The organism is Peribacillus sp. QJM3NY_7 (assembly GCF_056173225.1).
Window position 1 is genome coordinate 2,028,776 of record NZ_CM149663.1, and the last position, 21,644, is coordinate 2,050,419.

Below are 21,644 nucleotides of genomic sequence, written 5' to 3' on the forward strand. Positions count from 1 at the left end.
TAAGGCGGTTTTCATTTCCCCTTGATTGAGTTGTATCTAATTCACTCCCGGATGTAAGCAGAATATTGAAGAACAGATTTGCCGGATTTATGGATCTTAAGAATATGAAGCAGGTAGATGGCATCGCTTTTTATCTTGATGATGGAGATGTAGTTTTTTTTGATGAGGGCGGCAAGCAGCAAAAAGCGCATTTTATTGGAAGATACCTATTATAATGTTATTTCAGTTCATGATTTCCCTATGATACCTAATCAAGATGGGACTCATCTTTACCCTGCTTGAAAAACTCAATTACCGAATAAATAAGTATATTGAAATAATGTCAAATAGCAATTCCATCTTATTCAGTTAGGTGGGGGCAGTTTCCGTTCACGAAGCGGTGGAATTACCATCCGTCTTGTCTGAAATGATACAGGGGAAACTTAATATCCTCTTCATTGATCCAATAGCAGGCTTGAAGGATGTTAATGAAATCGACTGGGGAATCAAGGGCATTTGTACAGTGCAAGTACCCAGCGATGGTCCTAATGATGATACAATGTGGGATTATGTATATAATGGGGTAACCTTAACAAAAACATATTCTAGTACTGACTTCGATTCTTATATTGCAATCTTTTTTAAATTGCTGAAGCATTAAGTTTTTCCCTTTATTTCGCAGAAAATTTTATCTCAAGAGTTAAAGGGCACTCATGATTTTAATGAGTGTTTTTTTGTGCAGTAATTTGCTTAATTATCTAAATATTCCAAAATTATAATTGACCCAAATGGGACAGCTGATTTAGAATTGATATGTATATGAAATTATGTTTTGTATATAAAACTAAAATAGAGGAGGAATATAGTTAGTTAGTGAATGAAATGTTAAAAATATTTGATTTAGGGAGGTAAGTAATATGTTTAAGAATAAATTGGCGTTCGTTCTGCTTTGTTTGGTGTTAATAGTATCTGCCTGCGGTCCAAGTGACGAAACAACTACAGAAAACAAAGGGAATTCAGGAGGAAAAGCGGTTAAGCTTACTTTTACGGAACCTGCACGATTATTGTCGGTTGCCCCATTGTATGTAGCAATAGAGCAAGGTTTTTTTGAAAAGGAAGGAATTGAAGCTGAGATTGTTTCTGGTGGTGGAGGAGCACAAGTAATCGCTTCTGTATTATCAGGTGAAGCTCAGTTTGCGGTCTCGGGTCCTCGAAGTATGTTTACCCCTCTTGACAAAGGTGAAGATTTATTGGCAATTCAATCTTTAAATTCTGCGCTAACCTATCAAATTACACTCTCTAAACAATATCTAAAGAAAAAGAATGTTTCTAAAGACTCATCACTTGAAGATAGAGTGGCTTCATTGAAAGGCGCAACTATTGGTACAAACCTTGTTGGAGATTCTGGAGACGTATACACCCGTCATTTAATGCAAATGCATGGAGTTGATTCCAATACTCTTAAAACCGTCAAATTAGCAGGAGATGGATCGAAGATTGGCGGTATGCAGGAGGGGATTGTTGACGGGGGGATAGCATCACCCCCAATGGGTTTACAGGCGGAAAGTAAAGATATAGGAGACATTGTAATCAATACAAGTGAAGAGCCAATGTATGGGAATATGGTCTGGGAAGCTGTATTTGCTAAAAAAGAATACTTAGAAGAAAATCATGAAACATCATTGAAAGTAGTTCGGGCAATAGGGAAAGGTATGGAATTCACACGTAATAACCCAAGAGAGGCAGCCGAATCGATCGAATCTTATTTTGATGGAATAGATGTTGATATTCTAGAGGAATCATTAATCGGATTGAAAAACACTTTTAAAGGCTATGGGGAAATGAATCAAGAGGCTTGGGATAATGCCCAGGATCCATTAGTTGAATTTGGCAAGATATCAGGCGTTTCTACTAAACAGGATACAACTGAAGATGTTATTTGGACAAATAGTTATATAGAAGAGGCTTTTAAAAAATAATTAGAATGGAAAGGAGATGATAGGTAAGATGGAAAATGCACAACTGGAAAACTTTAAATTGTCTACTCGTTTTTTAGACGTTACTTACGTAAATAACAAAACCGGTGCAGAAGTGATTGCCCTGCAGAATATAAATTTAAACATTAAAGATGGTGAATTTATATGTATTGTTGGGCCGAGCGGCTGTGGAAAAACCACTTTTTTAAATACTGTAGTTGGATTGCTAAAGCCAAGCAAGGGAGAAATACTATTAGATCAGCAAAAAATTGATGGCCCCGGCAAGGACAGGGCAATGGTTTTTCAAAACCCGAGTCTATTACCTTGGAGAACTGTTTTGGAAAATGTTCTTTATGGAGTTGAACTGTTAAAGCAAATAACCGCAGAGAAAAAGAAAGAGGCTAAAGAATTTATTGAAATGGTCGGTTTAAAAGGTTATGAAAATCATTATCCACATGAATTGTCAGGTGGGATGCAGCAACGGGTAAACTTGGCCCGGGCATTAACGGTAAACCCATCATTAATATTATTGGATGAACCATTTTCGGCATTGGACGCACAAACTAGGGAATTTATGCAAGGTGAGTTACTTAGAATATGGGATGAGACAAAAAAGACAAGTCTTTTCATTACACACCAAATTGATGAAGCGGTATTTTTAGCTGATAGAGTTTTTGTTTTTGGGGCAAGACCAGGACGTGTAGTGGAGGTTGTTGATGTTGATATACCTAGACCAAGAGATCTCCATGTGAAGCGCAGCCCGGAATTTTTAGAGTTTGTAGATCATATTTGGTCCATTATTGAACAGGAGTCTTCTAAACAAGGTTTCGATAATAAAGAGAAATAATTAATGTGAAAGGAGAACACGATGACGAAGGGTACGATAGAACTTACACAATCAAAGCAAAAGATAAAAAAGGCGAAGAAAATGAAAAAAGAAAAAAAGTCATTTTTTCTCAGTGTTGCTTCTGTTTTACTATTCCTGTTGCTTTGGGAAACTGCCTCTCAAAATGAGTGGATTAATCCATTGTTCATAAGCTCACCAATTGAAATTGCACAAGCGGCAGTTTTAATGGTCCAAGAAGTTTCCTTTTGGGAAAATATGAAGGTAAGTGGTTACGAATTTGTTTCAGGCTTTGTTTTAGCCATACTTATTGGAATCCCAATAGGTGTGTTATCAGGTTGGAACTCTACCTTTAATGCAGTGGTTAACCCTTTCATTTCAGGATTATATGTAACTCCTAAAGTCGCCCTGTTACCAGTGATCATCATTGCATTCGGAATAGGGCCAGCATCAAAAATTGTTATCGTATTTTTGATGGCCTTCTTTCCAATAGTGATGAGCGCTCAAAAAGCTATGTTAACATTAGATCAAAACTTAATAAAAGCAGCAAGGACATTTAGTGCAAGTGAATTTCAAATTTTTAAAACAATTGCATTGCCTTCGACGGTACCATTCCTTTTAAACGGTATTCGCTTAGGTATAGGTCAAGGATTAATTGCAGTGGTTGTAGGTGAATTATTCGCTTCGACAGCTGGTATCGGATACCAATTGACAAGCAATGGTCAAAATCTACAAACAGATCGCATGTTTGTTGGCGTGTTAGTCATTACGATTACGGGAATCATTCTTACTTCATTATTAGGCATTATTGAAAGACGCTTTTCATCTTGGAAACCTGAAAATAATTAATTAAATTAATTATGCAGACTGCAGCCAAACTCAATGAAAATCGAGTTTGGCTGAGGTTTGAACGTTGATTTCCATTCCAGGCACTCGCTTTCCGCGGGCGGTCCGGGAGCCTCCTCGGCGCTATTTGCGCCTGTGGCTATGGGGTCTCCCTTGGCCTCGCTTTTCCCGCAGGAGTCTCGTACCTTCCATTCCAATCAACTAAACTGAATCCAAACTCAATGAAAATCGAGTTTGGATTCAGTTTTTTTTATTAAAAAACGTTTCAGTTGATTTCAGAAATCCGCTCCCTTTCCGCCGACTGCCTGCCAAGCCTCCTCGACGCAAACGTCTGCGGTGTCTCGGCTAGCCAGTAATTCGGCAGGAGTGTCGCAAATTTCTTCAATCCAATAACGTATTCATAAAACAATAAAAAAACATAAAAAGAGAGTTTGGCTACAGCTTTTTTATTTAAAAGACGTTTCAGTTGATTTCAGAAATCCGCTCCCTTTCCGCCGACTGCCTGCCAAGCCTCCTCGACGCAAACGTCTGCGGTGTCTCGGCTAGCCAGTAATTCGGCAGGAGTGTCGCAAATTTCTTCAATCCAATAACGTATTCATAAAACAATAAAAAAACATAAAAAGAGAGTTTGGCTACAGCTTTTTTATTTAAAAGACGTTTCAGTTGATTTCAGAAATCCGCTCCCTTTCCGCCGACTGCCTGCCAAGCCTCCTCGACGCAGGCGTCTGCGGTGTCTCGGCTAGCCAGTAATTCGGCAGGAGTGTCGCAAATTTCTTCAATCCAATAACGTATTCATAAAAGAAATAAAAAAACATAAAAAGAGAGTTTGGCTACAGCTTTTTTATTTAAAAGACGTTTCAGACGATTTCAGAAATCCGCTCCCTTTCCGCCGACTGCCTGCCAAGCCTCCTCGACGCAAGCGTCTGCGGTGTCTCGGCCAGCCAGTAATTCGGCAGGAGTGTCGCAAATTTCTTCAATCCAAGAAGGATTACAGTGAAAAAAATTTAGGTAGAACTCTCCAGGCACTCCCTTTCCGCAGGCAGTCCGCCCTCAGCGCAATTGCGCCTTCGGGGTCTCACTGGAAACGCTTTTCCCGCAGGAGTCTCGCACATCCGCTCCAATCAACTTGTTTTGACTATATAACTATTTGGTTTAGTATGCTTTTCAAACCTGATCCATCTTTTAACAAAGTTCTCAAATCCAATCCCAAATGGAATAGAATTTCTTCAGCGATGGTTACAACTCAGAATGTACTTAAATTCGTTATTTTACTGTGACACTTCACAGCGAGATAGAAATTTTATTGAAGTTCTCACGTATCCATGATACCTTCAATTTATAGGGATGGTTGGGAGGAATAGGTTTTGAACACAAAGGCATTTTTATTGGCATCTATAACAGTTATTATTTGGGGCTCTACATTCGCTGCTATTCGTGCAAGCTTACATGGCGGATATTCAGCCGGTCATTTGGTACTTGTTCGTTATCTTATAGCATCAGGAGTTTTTATCCTTTATGCTCTCTGGCCTGGGGTGAAATTTCGACTCCCGAAAAAAGAGGATTTGTTGAGGATTTCGATCCTTGCATTTATTGGCATTAGTATTTACCATATCGGGGTGACATTCGGGGAACAAACGGTTTCGGCGGGAACGGCTGGAATGCTGATCGGTTCAGCACCTGTCTTCATCGCGATCATTGCTGCGTTCGTTTTAAAAGAACACCTCGGACTATACGGATGGATTGGTTTGGGAATTGGATTCACAGGGATCATCTTAATAACATTAGGTACCGCAGGACCTTCCCTGACTATTTCTGAAGGAGCTTTTTTAGTACTGATGTCAGCTATTGCTTCTGCGGTGTTTTTTGTTTTCCAAAAGCCACTGTTTAGCCGTTATAATCCGATTGAATTGACAGCTTACTTCACATGGATCGGTACAATACCCTTTTTTATATTTTTTCCTGGGCTATTTCAAGAAATTCAACATGCTACTTTGGAAGGTCATTTATCAGCGATTTTTGTTGGTATTTTCCCTGCGGCCATCGGTTATGTAACTTGGGCAGTCGCTTTATCATTAGGAAAAGCCAGTTCCGTTTCCAGTTTGTTGTACATTGAACCTGTGATTGCCATTTTCGTCGCTTGGGTTTGGCTGCAGGAAGTACCTAGTACCCTTTCAGTCATTGGCGGCAGTATTGCGATATTGGGGGTCCTTGTCGTTAATGGTTTCGGAAAGTATAAATCAGTGGTAAAAAAAGCAGCATGAAAACTAGAAAAAATAGCAGCATCCCAGATCATCATGAATGAACATATATCCTTCTTGGACGACTCAACAAATAGGAGGGCATCCTAATAAAAGGAATTCACCCAGGTTGATGAGGTTAATCAGATACACCTGGGGAATTGGATTTTTCCGACCTGTTCATTACCTGAAATTAAATCTATGTTTAAAGTCCCATTCCAATTTAAATGAATTATTTTCACTTGTTAAAAATTTATAATCAATATAGGACTTTTCTTTCCTAGTCATTCCGTCAACATATGGGGAATAAGTACGGAATAATAATACATTTTTCTTTTCATCAAATTCTACAAGTCTTAGCCAGCCATTTCCCCCTCGATAATTCGTTTGGTAATTGACCAGCATTTGAATGACATCATTTCCTGCTGAGTTTTGTTTTACCCGATGCGCTATCCCATAAAAATGTCCATTAACCGTCATGAACACTTGATTATGGTTCTTTACAAGTTCATCCCATATCAGCCGGCCATTGGACGAATCGGCGGCAATGGTTTTATCATCTTTAACTTTCGGAAAAATAATATCATGTGAGACGAGGATTGTCGGTTTATCTTTATGCCGTTCCAGAACTTTTTTTGACCATTCCAAGTCCTTATGGAGATTTTTCATATCCACGATTAAAACTAAGTATTCATAACTCCCTGCCTTAACGATTGCATATGAGCTATACCCAGAGGGAGCCGCCCCCTTATAGTATTTTTTATTCATAAAACGCTGTGGCCCATAATGTGTTAAAAAAGGATCTCCGGCAGCATAGTCATGATTCCCAGCCGCCATCATATATGGAATTTCCTTTTTATCCAAAAGGGAAATGGCTCTGAGCGAATTCTGCCATTGTTTTTCTGAATCACTATCGACAATGTCCCCAACAAATGTATTCATGATAATATTGTTCTTCTTGGTGTTATTGGATATCCAGTTCATTTGACTATTGAAAATCTCAGGATTTTGGCTTGAATATTTCTGGGTATCTGGAATAAAGAGGAAATTATAATTCTTCTTATTCGTTAGAATGGGGAAGGACTTGTTTGATCCTTCAAAGGGTTCATCGTCACGAGCATCCTGTACTAGCCATTCTTTTTCAGTTAATGCCTTGTTGGCAATTCGTATTTCCTGGATATTCCCTGCGAAAAGCGCATCCAACTTATTTCCCCACTCTGTTGCACCGATATTCCAGCCTTTACCTTTTAATGCTGCAATACCTATTGCCTTTTCTGATTCTCCATAATCACTAACGCCATTTAAAGTAAGAGTCGTTGTGCTACCATCATTAACAACTGCCAAATGGTACCATTCACCAGCATTTAAAGAACGAGACCAATTGCTTACATTATAGTTTAGATTGGATGGATGGCTTGTCCAGTGCAATTTTTGATCACTGGATATAGATAAAGCAGAAAGGATTTTTTTCTCGCCTTCCATTTTATTAAGATCTGCCGCCTGTCCTTGTCTTGAAAAAAGCCCCATGGCACTTTTGGGTGTCTTTGGCATCTTAAATACCAATTCAATGGTAAAACCCCTATCGAAATTCTCTGAATTGATAGGTGCATCCCGTATGGTTTTAAAATACCTTCCTGCAGGGGCGTTTTCGTAATTGGCGAATTTCAAGCTATTAACTTTATCTTGAGCATAATAATCTTCTTCAGACCATTTCAACATTTTTTTTAATTCAGGCGAGGCAGGGTCCCCTATCGTCACTAACTCTAAATCATTTCCATGTTTGCTTGTATCTTCTATAATTAAATTACCTTTATCGATTGAACCGCTTTTAACATGTTGTTTTGTGAATTTCCAATTTGCCACGATATTGCTTCGATCATTTTCAGCAACGGAATCAGCCGATTTGGCAATACCAGGAACAATCATACATAAGAGTGAGAGACCTATTAATGCTTTTTTCATTCTCATAAACATCACCCCGTTACATTTTGATTAAGCGATATACATTTATCCTTTTTACTACCGGGATTAATTTGTAGCGTACTAAGCCAAGGTAGATTCCGTACAGCTGTAATATGGTATAGTTTGCTTATCTTCTCGGTAACTTATTAAGGATGAGTAAAAAAGTCTTATTTCTACAAAACCCATTAGGGAATAAGTCCTAATTATTTGTTTAACTTGTTAAATCAAGATTTTCAATCGATAGAAATCAATAATATGAAGAGATGTAGTTTGAAGGATTTTGAACATCAGATGGGGAGTAGGAAAACAAGCATACTGGTAATTGGAGTTAATGGACAAAACGAAGAAAAAGCAAAAAAAGAGACAGCCATAAGCTGTCTTTTTTTTCATCTACAAATCCAGGTCCAACCAAATCCGGGAACCCATACTCTCCTACAGCGTGGAATCCATTGTCCGTGTTCCCAATGACCACCACCGTGTCCGTCCCATTGACCGCCGCCATGATGACCACCACCGTGTCCGTCCCATTGACCGCCGCCATGGCCACCACCGTGTCCGTCCCATTGACCGCCGCCATGACCGCCACCGTGTCCGTCCCATTGACCGCCGCCATGACCGCCGCCATGACCGCCGCCATGACCACCACCGTGACCGTCCCATTGACCGCCGCCCGGGCCAGGTATTCGTTCTCCATCTATATAATAATGCAGATTATTAGGGTAATAAGCGTAATTATAATTATACATTCAAGAAATCCTCCTTTTTTTGTTTACCCTTTCAGACTATGTACAAAGGGTGGGAAGGGTCCTATATGGACAATGATGGACAACAAAACAGGGCTGCCTATTTATTGTTGTCAAAATAAAAGACAACAATATTAATGGCTGTTTATTAATGGCTGTTTTTTTTCCCATATTGAATTTTAAACACTAATAGTGCTTGAGTTGTTTTGTTCAGCATTAAAGCAGTAAAGGAACCGATGCCTTCTGATGACATGTTAAAAAGTGTTCCTGAAATGAAAGATGAAAATCGAAGGCCCATATTCATTTCAGCAGTAAAGGAAACAAAAAATTCTTTTAATGAAGGAAGTAAATAAAACGGAAAAAAGTCGTTTCTACGAAAGAAGGGACGCCTTTTAGTTATTAACATTAATTTTTAAGCAATAATGCGTTGATTATCGACTTTAATTAGGTAATGATTAAATAGTTAAATATGGAAATGGGAGTTTGGAGGGGGGGAAATTGAATGGAGAAGGTATTTCCGGTTATTGAAACCAAACGATTGATATTAAGGGAAGTAACACTGGAAGATGCGGGTGACATGTTCAAATATCTATCTGATACAGATGTGGTGAAGCCAATGGGGTTAAATCCATTCGATACAGTAAATGATGTATGGGATGAAATTAAGTGGTATGAATCTATTTTCGAAAAAGGTTCGGGAATTAGATGGGGAATTACATTAAAGAATTCCGGTAAGGTTATAGGAAGTTGTGGTTTTCTGAATATGGTAACCAAACACCATCGTGCGGAAATTGGATATGAATTAAGTAAAGACCATTGGGGAAAAGGCATTGCGAGTGAAACATTGGAAGCTGTTGTTATGTATGGTTATCGCCACTTTCACCTGGAAAGGATTGAAGCTTTAATTGAACCTGATAATCACCCATCCCAAAAACTTGTGGAAAAACAAGGATTTAGAAGAGAAGGACTTCTTAGGCATTATGAATTTACCCGTGGCAAATTCGATGATTTATACATGTACTCACTCATAAAAGAAGATCTTAACGGCATTTCCTTTTAATTAATTCATTGTGAAGATCGTTTAAGAAGCGGTCCCTGTTTGTCGACAAAAGTGGATTTCGGAATGCTCTCATCCCGAAGCCCTTTTACGATTTTACTGAGGGGCTGATTACCAATTGGGATTTTAGCGGTCTGAAGACAAACTCAATGGAAAACTAGTTTGATTTCAGTTAAAAAAGTTCTAACCGCAAGCGGCTTTGGTATCTGAAAGTTACTCTCCAAGGGTATGGTGGAATTGTCGAATTTAATAAGTGTTTCACAAAACAGTAAAAATTCATAATGGGAATTAGTCTTGAACATGTTTTGGGATGAACATCCTAAAGTGAAAAAAATCTAGTTGATTGAAATGGAAGGTACGAGACTCCTGCGGGAAAAGCGCGTCCAAGGGAGACCCCACAGGTGCAAGAGCGCCGAGGAGGCTCCCGGACCGCCCGCGGAAAGCGAGTGCCTGGAATGGAAATCAACGTTCGAATTTACAAACCCAAAATAGTAGAGCGGTTTTTTTTATAACTATATATTCATAAATCTTAGTTTACTCATTTGCTTGTATAATCTCTTTCAACCTTACAAATTCGGGTAGTGTATGACGAGTACCAATCTTTCATACCTTTTTCTTGTGCCTTTTTGTGAGCGGCATTTTCCTTCCAAAGCTTTATGGCATCCAAGGACTTCCAATAGGATACGGTAATTCCTAACCCGTTTTGATCTCTCACGCTTTCGACTCCTAAATAGCCATCTTGTTGAGCGGCAAGTTCATCCATGAATTCTGCGGTTGAATTATAGCTTGCGGCATCCTTATCGCTTCTTTGCGAAGTGAAAATACAAGCGTAATAGGGCGGTTCGGGAGTATTTGCAAATAACATGAAATGATGCCTCCTTTTAACTTAATATTCAAAATAATACCACATAGGCGAGAATGAGGATAGTTGCCCGGTAAAGAGGTACTCAGCAAAGAAAACAAGGAGGTAAAAAGCAGTATATATCTCTGACACGGCAATTCTGCTAAAGGGATTTTATTCTGATTCACGAATATATATTACTTTGACGGCTTTACAAAAAAAAGGAGATGGTCTTGTGTGCGGGATTCATTAGCAAACATATAGAAAGAGATGCATATTTACCGAAACAACGCGATATTCTTTTGGAAAATGCATTAAAAGATTTATCGGCAGATCCTGATGTTTTGGCTATTTACATTGCTGGTTCATTAGCAAAAGGAAACGATGATCAATACTCCGATATAGATTTGCACACCATTGTTAATCCAAAACGTAAAGCAGAATTTTTAAAGGGAAAAAGGGATAGAGCCAATAATTGGGGAGATGTTTCATTTCACGAAGACTGCAATCCTTATTCACCGTATGTCGTCACTCATTATAATACCTTTGTAAAAGTTGATAGCTGGTATCATGCACCTGAGGAAATTGTTCCCTCCATTTGGTTAAAAGAGGTAAAAGTCATCTATGATCCTTTTAATATTATGAGTCCTATTATAAAAGAATCGGCAGAGAAAGTGTATAAACCTACACCTGATGAAGTTGAGCATTGGAGAGGAAAGCTGCTTGCATTTGTCCATGAAACCTACAGGGCCGTTATGAGAAGAGAAATGCTATATGCACTATCCAATCTTGATAGGATACGGTGGCTGATTGTGTCTGGTTGGTATATGGAAATGGAAGAGCATTTAGATGTTCCCTATGGAGTATGGACAAAAATTGAGGGCAATAGAAGTAAGTTAGCTGGAAAGCAGTTATCCCTGTTGGAAAGTTGGGATTGTGGCCGCAATTCAAATGAAATTATTAAAACGTTGAGACGTATGATCCCAGAATTCCTCAGACTAAATGAATACCTATGTACTCAATTGGGTGTCGAAACAAATGAATACCATATCAAAAGAATAATCGATATGGCTATCTGATACCATATGAGGCTAATGAAATAAAGTACGTGTAAAATGTGTAATCTCTATTGGAGGGATGCTAAGTGGCACAATTGGTATATCATGTAGCCGTTTCACTTGATCATTTCATTGCAGACCAAGCAATGTTGGAAGGGGATATCAATCATTCTTTTTTCTTATTTGAAGGAGAGCATGTCCCGGACTTTTTATCCGATATCCAGCATTATGAAGCGGTATTGATGGGAAGTAAAACATATGAATTTGGATTTCAATTCGGAGCCAAACCGGGTGAACCAGGTTATAAGGGTTTGAAACATTATATATTTTCGAGCTCCCTTCAGTTTGAATCGAATGAGGAGGTAGAACTTATCGAGGGAAACGCCGTTGCGTTTATTGAAAACCTCAAACAGCAAAGTGACGGAAAGCTATGGCTTTGCGGGGGCGGTGAACTGGCTGGAACGTTATTGAAACATAAACTCATTGATCAATTGGTGCTTAAAGTGAATCCAGTCATAATTGGTGAAGGCATCCCTCTTTTCGGCAGTGTTAAGCCAAGTCTAAAATTGGACTTAGTTGAAATGAAACAATTCCCAAACGGTGTGATTAAACCGACATATAATATTATTTATGCGTAGGAACTTCACTCCCTAAATAAGTTGTACTTCTACTTAGCTGTGAGGGTTGTGTTACCGCAACCCTTTTCTAATGCAACAAATCTTCTTTCGGAGGGAAATTTGCAGCATAGGGGCTTTTCCTATAATAAAACTACCTAAATATTATTCTATTCAGATAGTTTGCCATATGCAACATAGTTATCTATCTCTTACTTATATAAAGCGATACAAAAAGGTTGCTATAGACCCACCCATTTTTAAGTTGATATGATATTCAGGTACTTAATTGTGGGGGGAAGTTGAAATGGAAGAACAAAAATATAATGACCTCAAATTAGGCGAACGTGGTGCAATCATCAGTATTATTGCTTATATTTGTCTATCAATCATAAAGCTGGCTATCGGATACATAAGCGACTCAGCGGCTTTAAAAGCGGATGGGTTGAACAACACTACTGATATTATCGCGTCCCTTGCCGTATTGATCGGTTTAAGGCTAGCTCAAAGACCCCCCGATAAAGATCATGGTTATGGTCATTGGAAGAGTGAAACGATTGCATCAATGGTAGCTTCATTTATCATGTTTGCCGTTGGTGTACAAGTATTGATAGATGCTGTTGCTTCCATGCTTAAAGGTGGAGAGGAATCACCTGACATTATTGCCGGATATGTAGGTGTTTTATCAGCAATAGCTATGTATTTTGTATACCGATATAATAAAAAGCTTGCTATGAAAATTAACAGTAAAGCCGTTATGGCAGCTTCGAAAGATAATATTTCCGATGCTTGGGTAAGTATAGGAACAGCTATAGGGATTTTCGGATCCCAATTAAACATGCCATGGCTTGATCCCCTTACGGCCATCATTGTTGGATTATTAATATGCAAAACAGCCTGGGATATATTCAGTCAAGCCTCACATGAACTTTCTGACGGTTTTGATGAAAATAAAATTCATCTATATAAGGATGTAATTACAAATGTAGATGGAGTCAAGGGGATAAAAGAAATTAAAGGAAGAAATTACGGGAACAATGAAGTGATTGATGTTGTGATCCTTGTCAATTCTACCTTGGATATTAAAGAAGCACATGATATAGCGACACATGTAGAAAAAGTGATGATGAAAGATCATGGAGTGTATGATGTTCATGTCCATGTAGAGCCCAATTAACTCTCTCTTTCATTATGAATGAACAAAAAAGGTATAAATCTGCTTTACAAACATATAAATAATATGCAATCATTAATTCATTACATTGGAAGGAAAAGGTACCTTATACAATGAAGCAGTAATCTTATCAAATAAACAGTAAATCTGAATCAATTTCAATGGGTGTAATCGGTTAGGTATGTTCAATGCAAATAAGCCGTCACTTTGTTTGCTTACCGGATTTATCGGTAAGTAAAGTGAATTTATTTTTTCATTTGAACAAGAATCTTTTTAGATACCCATGTGAGATTTTTAATGATTATGTTTAGAGATGGGATTCGTCTGTTCGTTTATAGGTACTAATTCATATACAACTACTTTTTCTGATATCCAATCAGATGAGGTATATTTGGTTTATGTATATTAATTTAGTAACAGGCGATCTCTCTCTAGAAAAATGGAGGGGGATTTTTTTATGTTATTTTTAAAAGCGAATGATTTAAAGAAAAGTTACGGAAGCCGTGAAGTTCTTTCTGTTGATACACTTCATCTTTACAGTCATGACCGTGTTGGTTTGGTTGGCAGGAATGGAGAAGGTAAAACGACCCTGCTTTCTATACTAGCGGGAGTGAGGGAACCCGATTCCGGTCATATCGAGAGCTATGGAACGGTCAGCTATATCCCGCAGATGGAAGAAACTGATCAAGAAATAAGCGGGGTATTAACGAGTATATGGAAACTGCCCGATGAGAATCAAGAAATCATAAGCGGCGGTGAACGAACCCGAAGAAAAATCGCCGCAGCCCTTTCTTCCAATGCGGATGTATTGATCGCGGATGAACCTACCAGCCATTTGGATATATTCGGAATTGAACAATTGGAAAAAGATTTAAAATCTTTTAATGGCGCTATTTTGCTTACTTCACATGATAAAGCATTTTTGAATCATCTATGTACTACAATATGGGAAGTTGAGCAAGGCAAGGTAACGGTATATGAAGGGAATTACGAAGCGTATATAGAACAAAAGCAAGCAAAAACAGAAAAGGAAAATAAACAATATGAAGAGTATACCCGCGAAAAGAACCGGTTGAAACAGGCTGCACAAAACCTCCAAGCCAAATCCGATTCAATTAGGAAAGCCCCTAAACGAATGGGTAATTCAGAAGCAAGGCTGCATAAACGGAGCTCCGGGAAACAGAAGGCGAAATTGAACCGTTCTGCTGAAGCGATCGAAACTCGAATCGAAAAATTAGCAAAAAAAGAAAAACCGAGGGAAGATACCCCCATCATCTTTGATATTTCAGAATTTCCATCTTTGCATAGCAAAAGGGTCATTCGATTTAATGGCTGTTCCCTGAAAGTCGGGTCACGGGTGCTGAAACAACATATTTTTGGAGATGTCCCCTTAGCTTGCAGACTCGCCATCAATGGTCAAAATGGTTCAGGAAAAACGACATTATTGAAAAAGATAGTGGAAAGGCACCCAGATTTATATGTCGCGATGCCAGCAAAGATTGGATTTTTTGCCCAACAACAAGAAAATTTAAATGAAAGTAAAACGGTTCTCGAAAATATATTGGAGGACAGTCCCTACAATCAAGCCTTTATTCGTACACTTTTATCACGATTAGCTTTTAAAGGAAATGACGTTCACAAACAAGTATCACTTTTAAGCGGTGGGGAAAAAGTCAGGGCTTCCCTAGCAAAGGTTTTTTTGGGAAACTATAATGTACTGGTTTTGGATGAACCTACAAATTACCTGGATATTCATACTAAAGAGGCTTTAACAGAAGTGTTAAAAGCATATCCAGGAACGATCGTTTTTGTGACTCATGATCGTTCATTGATCCAATCGCTTGCAACACATTCACTTTCATTTGAAAAAGAACCCCCGAGAGTATGTGCTATAAATAAGGAATCAACAAAATCAGCCACTCGCAAGGATGGCCTTGAAGATAAACAGGCTGAGCTTCTTATGATTGAAGTGCAAATCATCGAGACACTAGGTAAACTGTCCAGTGTTATGAAGGAAGAGGAAAAAGCGGAATTGGATAGGGAATACCTCCAACTCTTGAACAAGAAAAAAGAGCTTGAAGAATAAGTGCAAACCATAAAAGGCGCTTCTCAATCGAGAGGGCCTTTATGATTTAGTTTATTTTACATTTATTGAAAGACCAATAAAAAGGATTAAGGTAAATTCATCCTGATTGGAGATCAAATGAAAATTTGATCATTAAATGGCTATGGGGAGCAAAGATTAAGGCAGCCATCGTTACTGTTGAAAAGGTGTGTACTATATGTGGAAAGAGTACAGAGTCAGCTTAATATAAGTTCCAAAAGGCCAGAAATTTTTCTGTTGATAAGATTGCTGGCAAAGCCACTATCATTGATTTGTTCCTGCAAAATCTAAGCCCCTTACTCATATGTGTAGGGGCTTTTTTATGTTTCAAGTACATTCACTTAACAAGTGCATATGATAATTTTATAAACTGTGAAGGGTTGAGAAAAATGTACTATGCTCCTTATATCCATCCCTATCAATATCAAAATTCTTATTATGTTAATGAACCAATGTATAACCATTTAAGAAATCCTGATTATTGGAGTGTAAATAATGTTAACCATTTGGGCTATTTACAATCATCAAATGGAAGAAATAATTTTGAGGTAAAAGATTATGGACCTAAGCCATTTGTATTGAATATCAATGAGGGTACGAAACAAAACACAACCTATCGTAGCGCCTTATGGACAGGAAAACATTTGCAAGTTACATAGATGAGTATTAAAGTTGGTGAAGATATTGGTTTAGAAATTCACCCAAACGTTGACCAATTTTTACGTATTGAACAAGGTCAAGGGGTTGTTCAAATGGGCAATAGAAAGGATAATTTAAACTTTGTAAGAAACGTCTATGATGATTATGCGATAATGATACCTGCTGGCACATGGCATAATGTAGTTAATACAGATAATATTCCTCTAAAGCTTTACTCGATATATGCTCCTCCTAATCATCCATTTGGTACTGTTCATGTTACCAAAGCAGATGCAGTGGCTGTTGAAGAAGTGCAACGATTATGGCAATAGATCGTATATGCTTCAGGAAGTAAATGTATATATAGAGCAAAAGTATGCAGATAGGGTTTTGACAGATTGGCTGACCCTTTTTATTTTGTAAGGTGAACAATTAGAAATCGAATGGAGATAATAAAACTACGGTATTATCTCCACAGGGTTCCTCCATCTTTCAAACCCCCCCTTATAAAGGGTCTTTTTTGTTTTTAATGATCAATACAAAAGAATAAGTGGATACCCTACACCTATTTTTACTGCGAAACATTGAAAAGTCCCTACTTGCTTTGAGTGGGGACATTTTTTTGATTCCATAAAGATAATGTAGGTCAACGGCTCAAGAACTTTTAAAATTCACGGGCAACGCTTGATATTTGAGCTACCCGCCATTTTTAATTTTTAGCAATTCAATATAGTCACTTGAAAATTAATATTGAATTCTTTTTGATTGTTTCCTAGTACTTTACTTATGAAAAAAATAATTATTTTTAATAAAATATATATCTTTCACCTCGAATGCCGTCTCACTAACATCCTATGTTAATGAAAGTTCGACGGTCTCCAATATAAGGGGGGATTTGTGCCCCTACGTAAACAACTGTTATTCGGCAGAGAACCTGCACTTGTTGTAGTGAAGGGTGATTGGATTACGATAAAAAGGAATGCCAATTATTATAAGCATTCCTTTGCATTCAGATTTTGTTGCTGTTGCTCTCGTTTTCCGGTTTCTTTATGATTGTATGCTAGGTATCCTATTAAGCCCATAAATAATCCGGTGCCGCCTACAATATAAATCATTGTAAACACTTTTCCTAATGTTGTCTGCGGTTCAAAACTGGGATGCCCAACCGTGCTAAGAGTAACAACACAGAAGTAAAGGGATTCAATCACAGTCAGACCTTCACCTTCCTGCTTAACATAGAAAATCGTGCCGGAAAATAACATAACGAGGACCAAGACGAAAAGAACCTGGAAGTTCTTCAATTTAAAAGCGGACCAGAGTGCTTTTAGAAAACGTTTCAAGGTGAGGATAAATGAAATCATTGGTAATCGCTTTTCCTTTCGGATTATTACATTTTAAGTAAAGTGAATGAGTAAATCCTGATATTCGAGATTGATCAGTTAATCATTCTACTATACAGGAATTCAGTTTAGATTGACAAAAAAACCTGTTTATTTTGATCTGGCTTGAACTAGAAGCGTTGGTTAACAATAGAAGGAGAAACTAAGTAAGAAGGGGGGACAATCATGAAACCACGTATTACTGTCATTACATTAGGTGTGGATGATTTGGAAAAATCGCTGGAATTCTATCGGGATGGCCTGGGATTTCAAACAAAAGGAATAGTGGGCAAAGAATTTGAGCATGGAGCCGTTGCCTTTTTCGACCTGCAAGGTTGCTTAAAGCTTGCCATATGGAATCGAAGGGATATAGCTCATGAGGCCAAGGTTCCTTTGTCTCCGGCAAGCCCTACTGAATTTACACTTGGTCACAATGTAGGCAGTAAAGAGGAAGTGGATATGGTGTTGGAAAAAGCAAAAAAAGCTGGAGCGATCATAACCGATCCGGCACATGAGACTTTCTGGGGTGGATACTCTGCACACTTTCAAGACCCTGATGGACACCTTTGGGAGGTTGTTTGGAATCCGCAGTGGGATTGTGAATAGAATCATGATTAGAGATCATTTCTAGTTTTATTCATTCCATGAAGATCAAAGTCTAGGGGAGACCGCGCAGGTTTAGAGGCGCCGAGGGCTGTCCGTCCGCGAAAAGCGAGTGCATGGAGTGAAAATCCAACGTTCAAATTATAAAAACCATAAAAAACTGTAGGCAAAATCGATTTCATCAAGTTTGCCTACAGTATGAAACAAGTATTTTACCTAGGGTTCTGTGCCTGTTTTTTATTTATGAACTCTCTGCTTTTTGCAATCAATTCATTATTCTTTTCAATCGCTTCGTTATTACTGTATTTCACCTGATTAACGGTATCATTATCTTCCATGTATTCAAGCAGCAAGTCTACCGCTTTATCCATCAGTCTTTCGATGGGGATACCTCTTTCTTCAGCCAAATTAGCGAGTCTATTATTCAAGTACGGATTGAGGGTAATGTTTATTGGTTTTCTCGTTTCAGAATTGATAGGCCGTTCCACCTTCAGTCTTTTAATCTATCATATACCTTTAATTGAGGGTTAACAAATATAGTGTAGGGAAATGTATAAAGGCTTTGGTTCATCTTTGCACTCAATTCTGGAAGTGAAAAGTGATTTCAAAAAAGAAAGCAGGAAATTGGCAGTGATCAATTTTCCAGTTTTCTTTTTTTTGTGCACTTGGGGAGTCACGAGAAGGGTTTCCACTTCTTTTATCAATAGCGGATTTATAACTGCACTATGTATTCTTGGATTTCAAAGTTTATAACATAAACCATATTTTTAATAAAAATATTGACATAATGAATATAACGTTATAATGTTTATTTATTATAATTGTGTGTTTTTTCAGACTTTTGATCAAAAGGGGGAAAAGTTATTGAATAATTTTATGGGGATACTCGAAATGAAAGTGCTTCCAGTGGCAAACAAAATTGGTTCACAAAGACATCTGCTGGCAATCAGGCACGGTGTTCTGGCAACACTTCCACTGACGATCATTGGATCATTCTTTGTTATTTTGTTGAATTTTCCAATCAATGGGTATGACGAATGGATTGCACCTTATCGTGCCGCTTTGGATGTTCCGTTTCGGTTTACGGTCGGAGCAATGGCTTTATATGCAGCTTTTGGGGTGGGGTCAGCGCTTGCAGGACATTATAAATTAGATCAGCTCAGTGCAGGCCTTCTATCAGTCTTAGCTTTTCTGATTACATGTGTTGTGCCTACACAAGTCATGGAATCCGTTCCAGGAGTAATAGAAGCCGGTCGCTGGTTACCTATCAGCTCTTTAAGCGCAGCCTCTTTATTCGGTGCAATAGTAACATCCTTGATTTCAGTTGAGATTTTTCATTTTTTGATTAAACGCGATATAAAAATCAAATTACCGGAAAGCGTTCCGCCAATGGTTTCGAATTCCTTTGCAGCCCTGATTCCAACATTGGTCGTGGTCCTTCTTTTCTGGGGCATTCGATATGGTTTGGGCTTTGACATTAACTCGATCATCACTACTTTGGTGTCACCTCTCAAAAATTTATTGGTTGGCAATAGTTTAATAGGAGGTTTGCTTACAGTCTTTCTCATCGTTTTCTTTTGGTCTCTTGGTATTCATGGACCGGCAATATTGGGTCCAATCATACGGCCGATGTGGGATTCGGCGATTCTCGAGAATATGGATGCATTTGCAAGAACGGGTAATGCGGCGAATTTGCCCAATCTATTTACCGAACAATTCATTCAATGGTTCGTCTGGATTGGCGGGGCGGGATCGACATTATCACTTGTTGTACTATTCCTATTTTCAAAATCGAAGTATTTGAAAGAGCTGGGTAAGCTGTCCTTTGTTCCAGGGATTTTTAATATTAACGAACCTATCATTTTTGGAGCGCCGATTGTCATGAACCCCATTTTAATGGTTCCATTCATTGTTGCCCCTTTGGTAAATGTCATCGTCTCTTATACATTCTTTCAATTAGGGTTAATACCGATGATAATGGCTAAACTGCCGTTTACGGTCTTTAGTCCAATTGCCGCTGTCATCAGTACAAATTGGACAATCATGGCCGGGGTTCTCGTTTTATTGAATTTTGTCATCTCATTAATGATCTATTTTCCATTTTTCAAGATGTTCGAGAAGCAGCATCTACGTGATGAAAATAAAATTGAAGCTGGACCGGAAGAAAAGAAAGCGGGCATTAAATATGCCTGAAATAATATTCGCCATTCTATCATTTGTCGGGGCGCAAATCATTTTTTCCCGTACTCGGCTAGGTGAAAGTTTAACACCATGGAAATCGGTTGGCCTGTCTATTTTAATCATTAGTTTTTCAATCTTTCTATTTACCGCAATGGGATCGACTTATTATTTGATTGTCATTGTACCAACGATTATTTGTTCTGTAATGGTATCCTCCCGCTACCGTGACTATTTAATGGGATTACAAACTAAGTGGGCTCAATGGAAGAAAGTAGAAAAGGAGTGAATGATAGCTTATGAGAAGATTAGGTATTTCAATTTATCCGGAACACTCTACACCGGATAAAGACAAGCAATATATTAAACTTGCCCATAGTTATGGTTTTGAACGAATATTCACGTGTTTATTATCGGTTTCAAAACCATATGAAATTGTCATGGAAGAATATAAAAATATTATTTCTTATGCGAAAGCTCTACATATGGAAGTCATACTTGATGTTGCTCCAGCTGTTTTCGATAAGTTTGAGATTAGCTATGATGATTTAAGTTTTTTCGCAGAAATGGGAGCTGACGGCGTTCGTCTGGATCTTGGATTCGATGGCTTGAGAGAAGCTAAAATGACCTATAATCCTTATGGATTGAAAATCGAATTGAATATGAGTAATGATGTTGATTATTTATCGAACATTCTGACGCATCAGGGCAATAAAAATCAAATCATTGGCTGTCATAATTTCTATCCCCAAAAATTCACAGGTCTTCCTTACGACTTCTTCATCGCCTGCAGTAAACGGTTTAAAGAACATGGCATTCGTACAGCTGCATTCGTTACTTCACAAACCGGTGATATAGGTCCTTGGAGTATAAATGATGGATTATGCACATTAGAGCAGCACCGTGAACTTTCAATTGATGTACAAGCCAAGCATCTATGGGCAACGGGTTTAATTGATGATGTCATCATTGGGAATGCTTACGCGAGTGAAGAGGAACTAAGAATGCTGGGGGCCTTACAGCGTGACATGATTGAGTTGAAAGTGGAACTCCATTCGGATGCGTCACCAATTGAGCAAAAAGTTGTATTGGATGAATTACACCTTCGCCGTGGTGATATCAGCGAGTATATGGTCCGGTCAGTGGAGGTCCGAAAAAAATATGCGAATGAAGATTTTGCAGTCCGGGAAAGTATCCCGCAGCGCAAAGGGGCCGTTTTCATCGGCAATGATTCTTTTGGAAAATACAAAGGCGAACTTCAAGTCATCTTAAGGGATATGACATTGGATGAACGTAAAAATGCAGTCGCCCATGTTGTAAAAGAGGAACTTTTTTTACTGGATTATATTAAACCATGGGGCACATTTAGATTGATTAAATAACCTGACCCTAATTTATAAGGAGGAATAA

At 38.3% G+C, this 21,644-nt stretch carries 20 protein-coding genes and 1 pseudogene; 16 read left to right on the plus strand and 5 right to left on the minus strand.

The genetic code is table 11. From position 1 onward, the window contains the following. The first annotated feature begins 65 nt into the window (after positions 1-65). From AC0VX1_RS09780 to AC0VX1_RS09805, 6 genes are all read left to right on the plus strand, one after another. Positions 66-215, plus strand: a complete 150-nt coding sequence (locus tag AC0VX1_RS09780) for a hypothetical protein (protein ID WP_475470972.1) — start codon at positions 66-68, stop codon at positions 213-215. A 182-nt stretch (positions 216-397) separates the two neighbouring features. Beyond that, positions 398-640: a hypothetical protein gene (locus tag AC0VX1_RS09785; RefSeq protein ID WP_475470973.1), complete on the plus strand. Its 243-nt coding sequence runs from the start codon at positions 398-400 to the stop codon at positions 638-640. Positions 641-896: 256 nt separating this feature from the next. Beyond that, positions 897-1,958 carry an ABC transporter substrate-binding protein gene (locus tag AC0VX1_RS09790; protein ID WP_413010646.1) on the plus strand — a complete coding sequence of 354 codons (1,062 nt, stop codon included), beginning with the start codon at positions 897-899 and terminating at the stop codon, positions 1,956-1,958. A gap of 28 nt (positions 1,959-1,986) precedes the next feature. Further along, positions 1,987-2,802: an ABC transporter ATP-binding protein gene (locus AC0VX1_RS09795; protein ID WP_063576690.1), complete on the plus strand. Its 816-nt coding sequence runs from the start codon at positions 1,987-1,989 to the stop codon at positions 2,800-2,802. 81 nt (positions 2,803-2,883) lie between these two features. After that, complete coding sequence (locus AC0VX1_RS09800) at positions 2,884-3,648, plus strand: ABC transporter permease (RefSeq protein WP_475470975.1); 765 nt, start codon at positions 2,884-2,886, stop codon at positions 3,646-3,648. A 1,361-nt stretch (positions 3,649-5,009) separates the two neighbouring features. Beyond that, positions 5,010-5,906, plus strand: coding sequence for a DMT family transporter (locus AC0VX1_RS09805; RefSeq protein ID WP_475470977.1), 897 nt, complete (start codon positions 5,010-5,012; stop codon positions 5,904-5,906). Between the two features lie 159 nt (positions 5,907-6,065). On the opposite strand, the gene AC0VX1_RS09810 is transcribed toward AC0VX1_RS09805, so the two are convergent. Both AC0VX1_RS09810 and AC0VX1_RS09815 read right to left on the minus strand, forming a co-directional pair. Continuing rightward, complete coding sequence (locus AC0VX1_RS09810) at positions 6,066-7,850, minus strand: laminin G domain-containing metallophosphoesterase family protein (RefSeq protein ID WP_475470978.1); 1,785 nt, start codon at positions 7,848-7,850, stop codon at positions 6,066-6,068. Between the two features lie 380 nt (positions 7,851-8,230). Next, complete coding sequence (locus AC0VX1_RS09815) at positions 8,231-8,590, minus strand: hypothetical protein (protein WP_475470980.1); 360 nt, start codon at positions 8,588-8,590, stop codon at positions 8,231-8,233. Positions 8,591-9,089: 499 nt separating this feature from the next. Between AC0VX1_RS09815 and AC0VX1_RS09820 the strand changes: the two genes are divergently transcribed. Continuing rightward, a complete protein-coding gene (locus tag AC0VX1_RS09820; protein WP_475470982.1) occupies positions 9,090-9,647 on the plus strand; it encodes a GNAT family N-acetyltransferase in 558 nt (185 codons plus the stop codon). Positions 9,648-10,182: 535 nt separating this feature from the next. Here the strand turns inward: AC0VX1_RS09820 and AC0VX1_RS09825 are convergent. Further along, positions 10,183-10,509, minus strand: coding sequence for an antibiotic biosynthesis monooxygenase family protein (locus AC0VX1_RS09825; RefSeq protein ID WP_063576684.1), 327 nt, complete (start codon positions 10,507-10,509; stop codon positions 10,183-10,185). 209 nt (positions 10,510-10,718) lie between these two features. Between AC0VX1_RS09825 and AC0VX1_RS09830 the strand changes: the two genes are divergently transcribed. From AC0VX1_RS09830 to AC0VX1_RS09850, 5 genes and pseudogenes are all read left to right on the plus strand, one after another. Next, the gene (locus tag AC0VX1_RS09830) at positions 10,719-11,564 is read left to right on the plus strand and encodes a nucleotidyltransferase domain-containing protein (protein ID WP_475470984.1); all 846 of its coding nucleotides are present in this window, start codon (positions 10,719-10,721) and stop codon (positions 11,562-11,564) included. A 65-nt stretch (positions 11,565-11,629) separates the two neighbouring features. Next, positions 11,630-12,181 carry a dihydrofolate reductase family protein gene (locus AC0VX1_RS09835; protein ID WP_475470986.1) on the plus strand — a complete coding sequence of 184 codons (552 nt, stop codon included), beginning with the start codon at positions 11,630-11,632 and terminating at the stop codon, positions 12,179-12,181. 283 nt (positions 12,182-12,464) lie between these two features. Next, positions 12,465-13,334: a cation diffusion facilitator family transporter gene (locus tag AC0VX1_RS09840; protein WP_330502457.1), complete on the plus strand. Its 870-nt coding sequence runs from the start codon at positions 12,465-12,467 to the stop codon at positions 13,332-13,334. A 454-nt stretch (positions 13,335-13,788) separates the two neighbouring features. Next, the gene (gene abc-f, locus AC0VX1_RS09845; RefSeq protein ID WP_475470988.1) at positions 13,789-15,417 is read left to right on the plus strand and encodes a ribosomal protection-like ABC-F family protein; all 1,629 of its coding nucleotides are present in this window, start codon (positions 13,789-13,791) and stop codon (positions 15,415-15,417) included. 407 nt (positions 15,418-15,824) lie between these two features. Then, positions 15,825-16,406 (plus strand): annotated as a pseudogene (locus AC0VX1_RS09850) (cupin domain-containing protein). 657 nt (positions 16,407-17,063) lie between these two features. Here AC0VX1_RS09850 and AC0VX1_RS09855 read toward each other — a convergent pair. After that, positions 17,064-17,435, minus strand: a complete 372-nt coding sequence (locus AC0VX1_RS09855; RefSeq protein WP_475470990.1) for a potassium channel family protein — start codon at positions 17,433-17,435, stop codon at positions 17,064-17,066. A 204-nt stretch (positions 17,436-17,639) separates the two neighbouring features. On the opposite strand from AC0VX1_RS09855, the gene AC0VX1_RS09860 reads away from it, so the two are divergent. Next, positions 17,640-18,059, plus strand: a complete 420-nt coding sequence (locus AC0VX1_RS09860; protein WP_475470992.1) for a VOC family protein — start codon at positions 17,640-17,642, stop codon at positions 18,057-18,059. Between the two features lie 209 nt (positions 18,060-18,268). On the opposite strand, the gene AC0VX1_RS09865 is transcribed toward AC0VX1_RS09860, so the two are convergent. Continuing rightward, positions 18,269-18,544, minus strand: coding sequence for a ribbon-helix-helix domain-containing protein (locus AC0VX1_RS09865; RefSeq protein WP_413022781.1), 276 nt, complete (start codon positions 18,542-18,544; stop codon positions 18,269-18,271). A gap of 376 nt (positions 18,545-18,920) precedes the next feature. On the opposite strand from AC0VX1_RS09865, the gene AC0VX1_RS09870 reads away from it, so the two are divergent. Genes AC0VX1_RS09870 through AC0VX1_RS09880 form a run of 3 tightly spaced genes read left to right on the plus strand, consistent with a single transcriptional unit; the run spans position 18,921 to position 21,616 of the window. Beyond that, positions 18,921-20,249: a PTS sugar transporter subunit IIC gene (locus tag AC0VX1_RS09870; RefSeq protein ID WP_053534585.1), complete on the plus strand. Its 1,329-nt coding sequence runs from the start codon at positions 18,921-18,923 to the stop codon at positions 20,247-20,249. Then, positions 20,242-20,523 carry a hypothetical protein gene (locus AC0VX1_RS09875; protein ID WP_475470995.1) on the plus strand — a complete coding sequence of 94 codons (282 nt, stop codon included), beginning with the start codon at positions 20,242-20,244 and terminating at the stop codon, positions 20,521-20,523. Before AC0VX1_RS09870 ends, AC0VX1_RS09875 begins: the two co-directional genes overlap by 8 nt. 10 nt (positions 20,524-20,533) lie before the next feature. Further along, a complete protein-coding gene (locus tag AC0VX1_RS09880; protein ID WP_475470997.1) occupies positions 20,534-21,616 on the plus strand; it encodes a DUF871 domain-containing protein in 1,083 nt (360 codons plus the stop codon). Positions 21,617-21,644 lie beyond the last annotated feature (28 nt).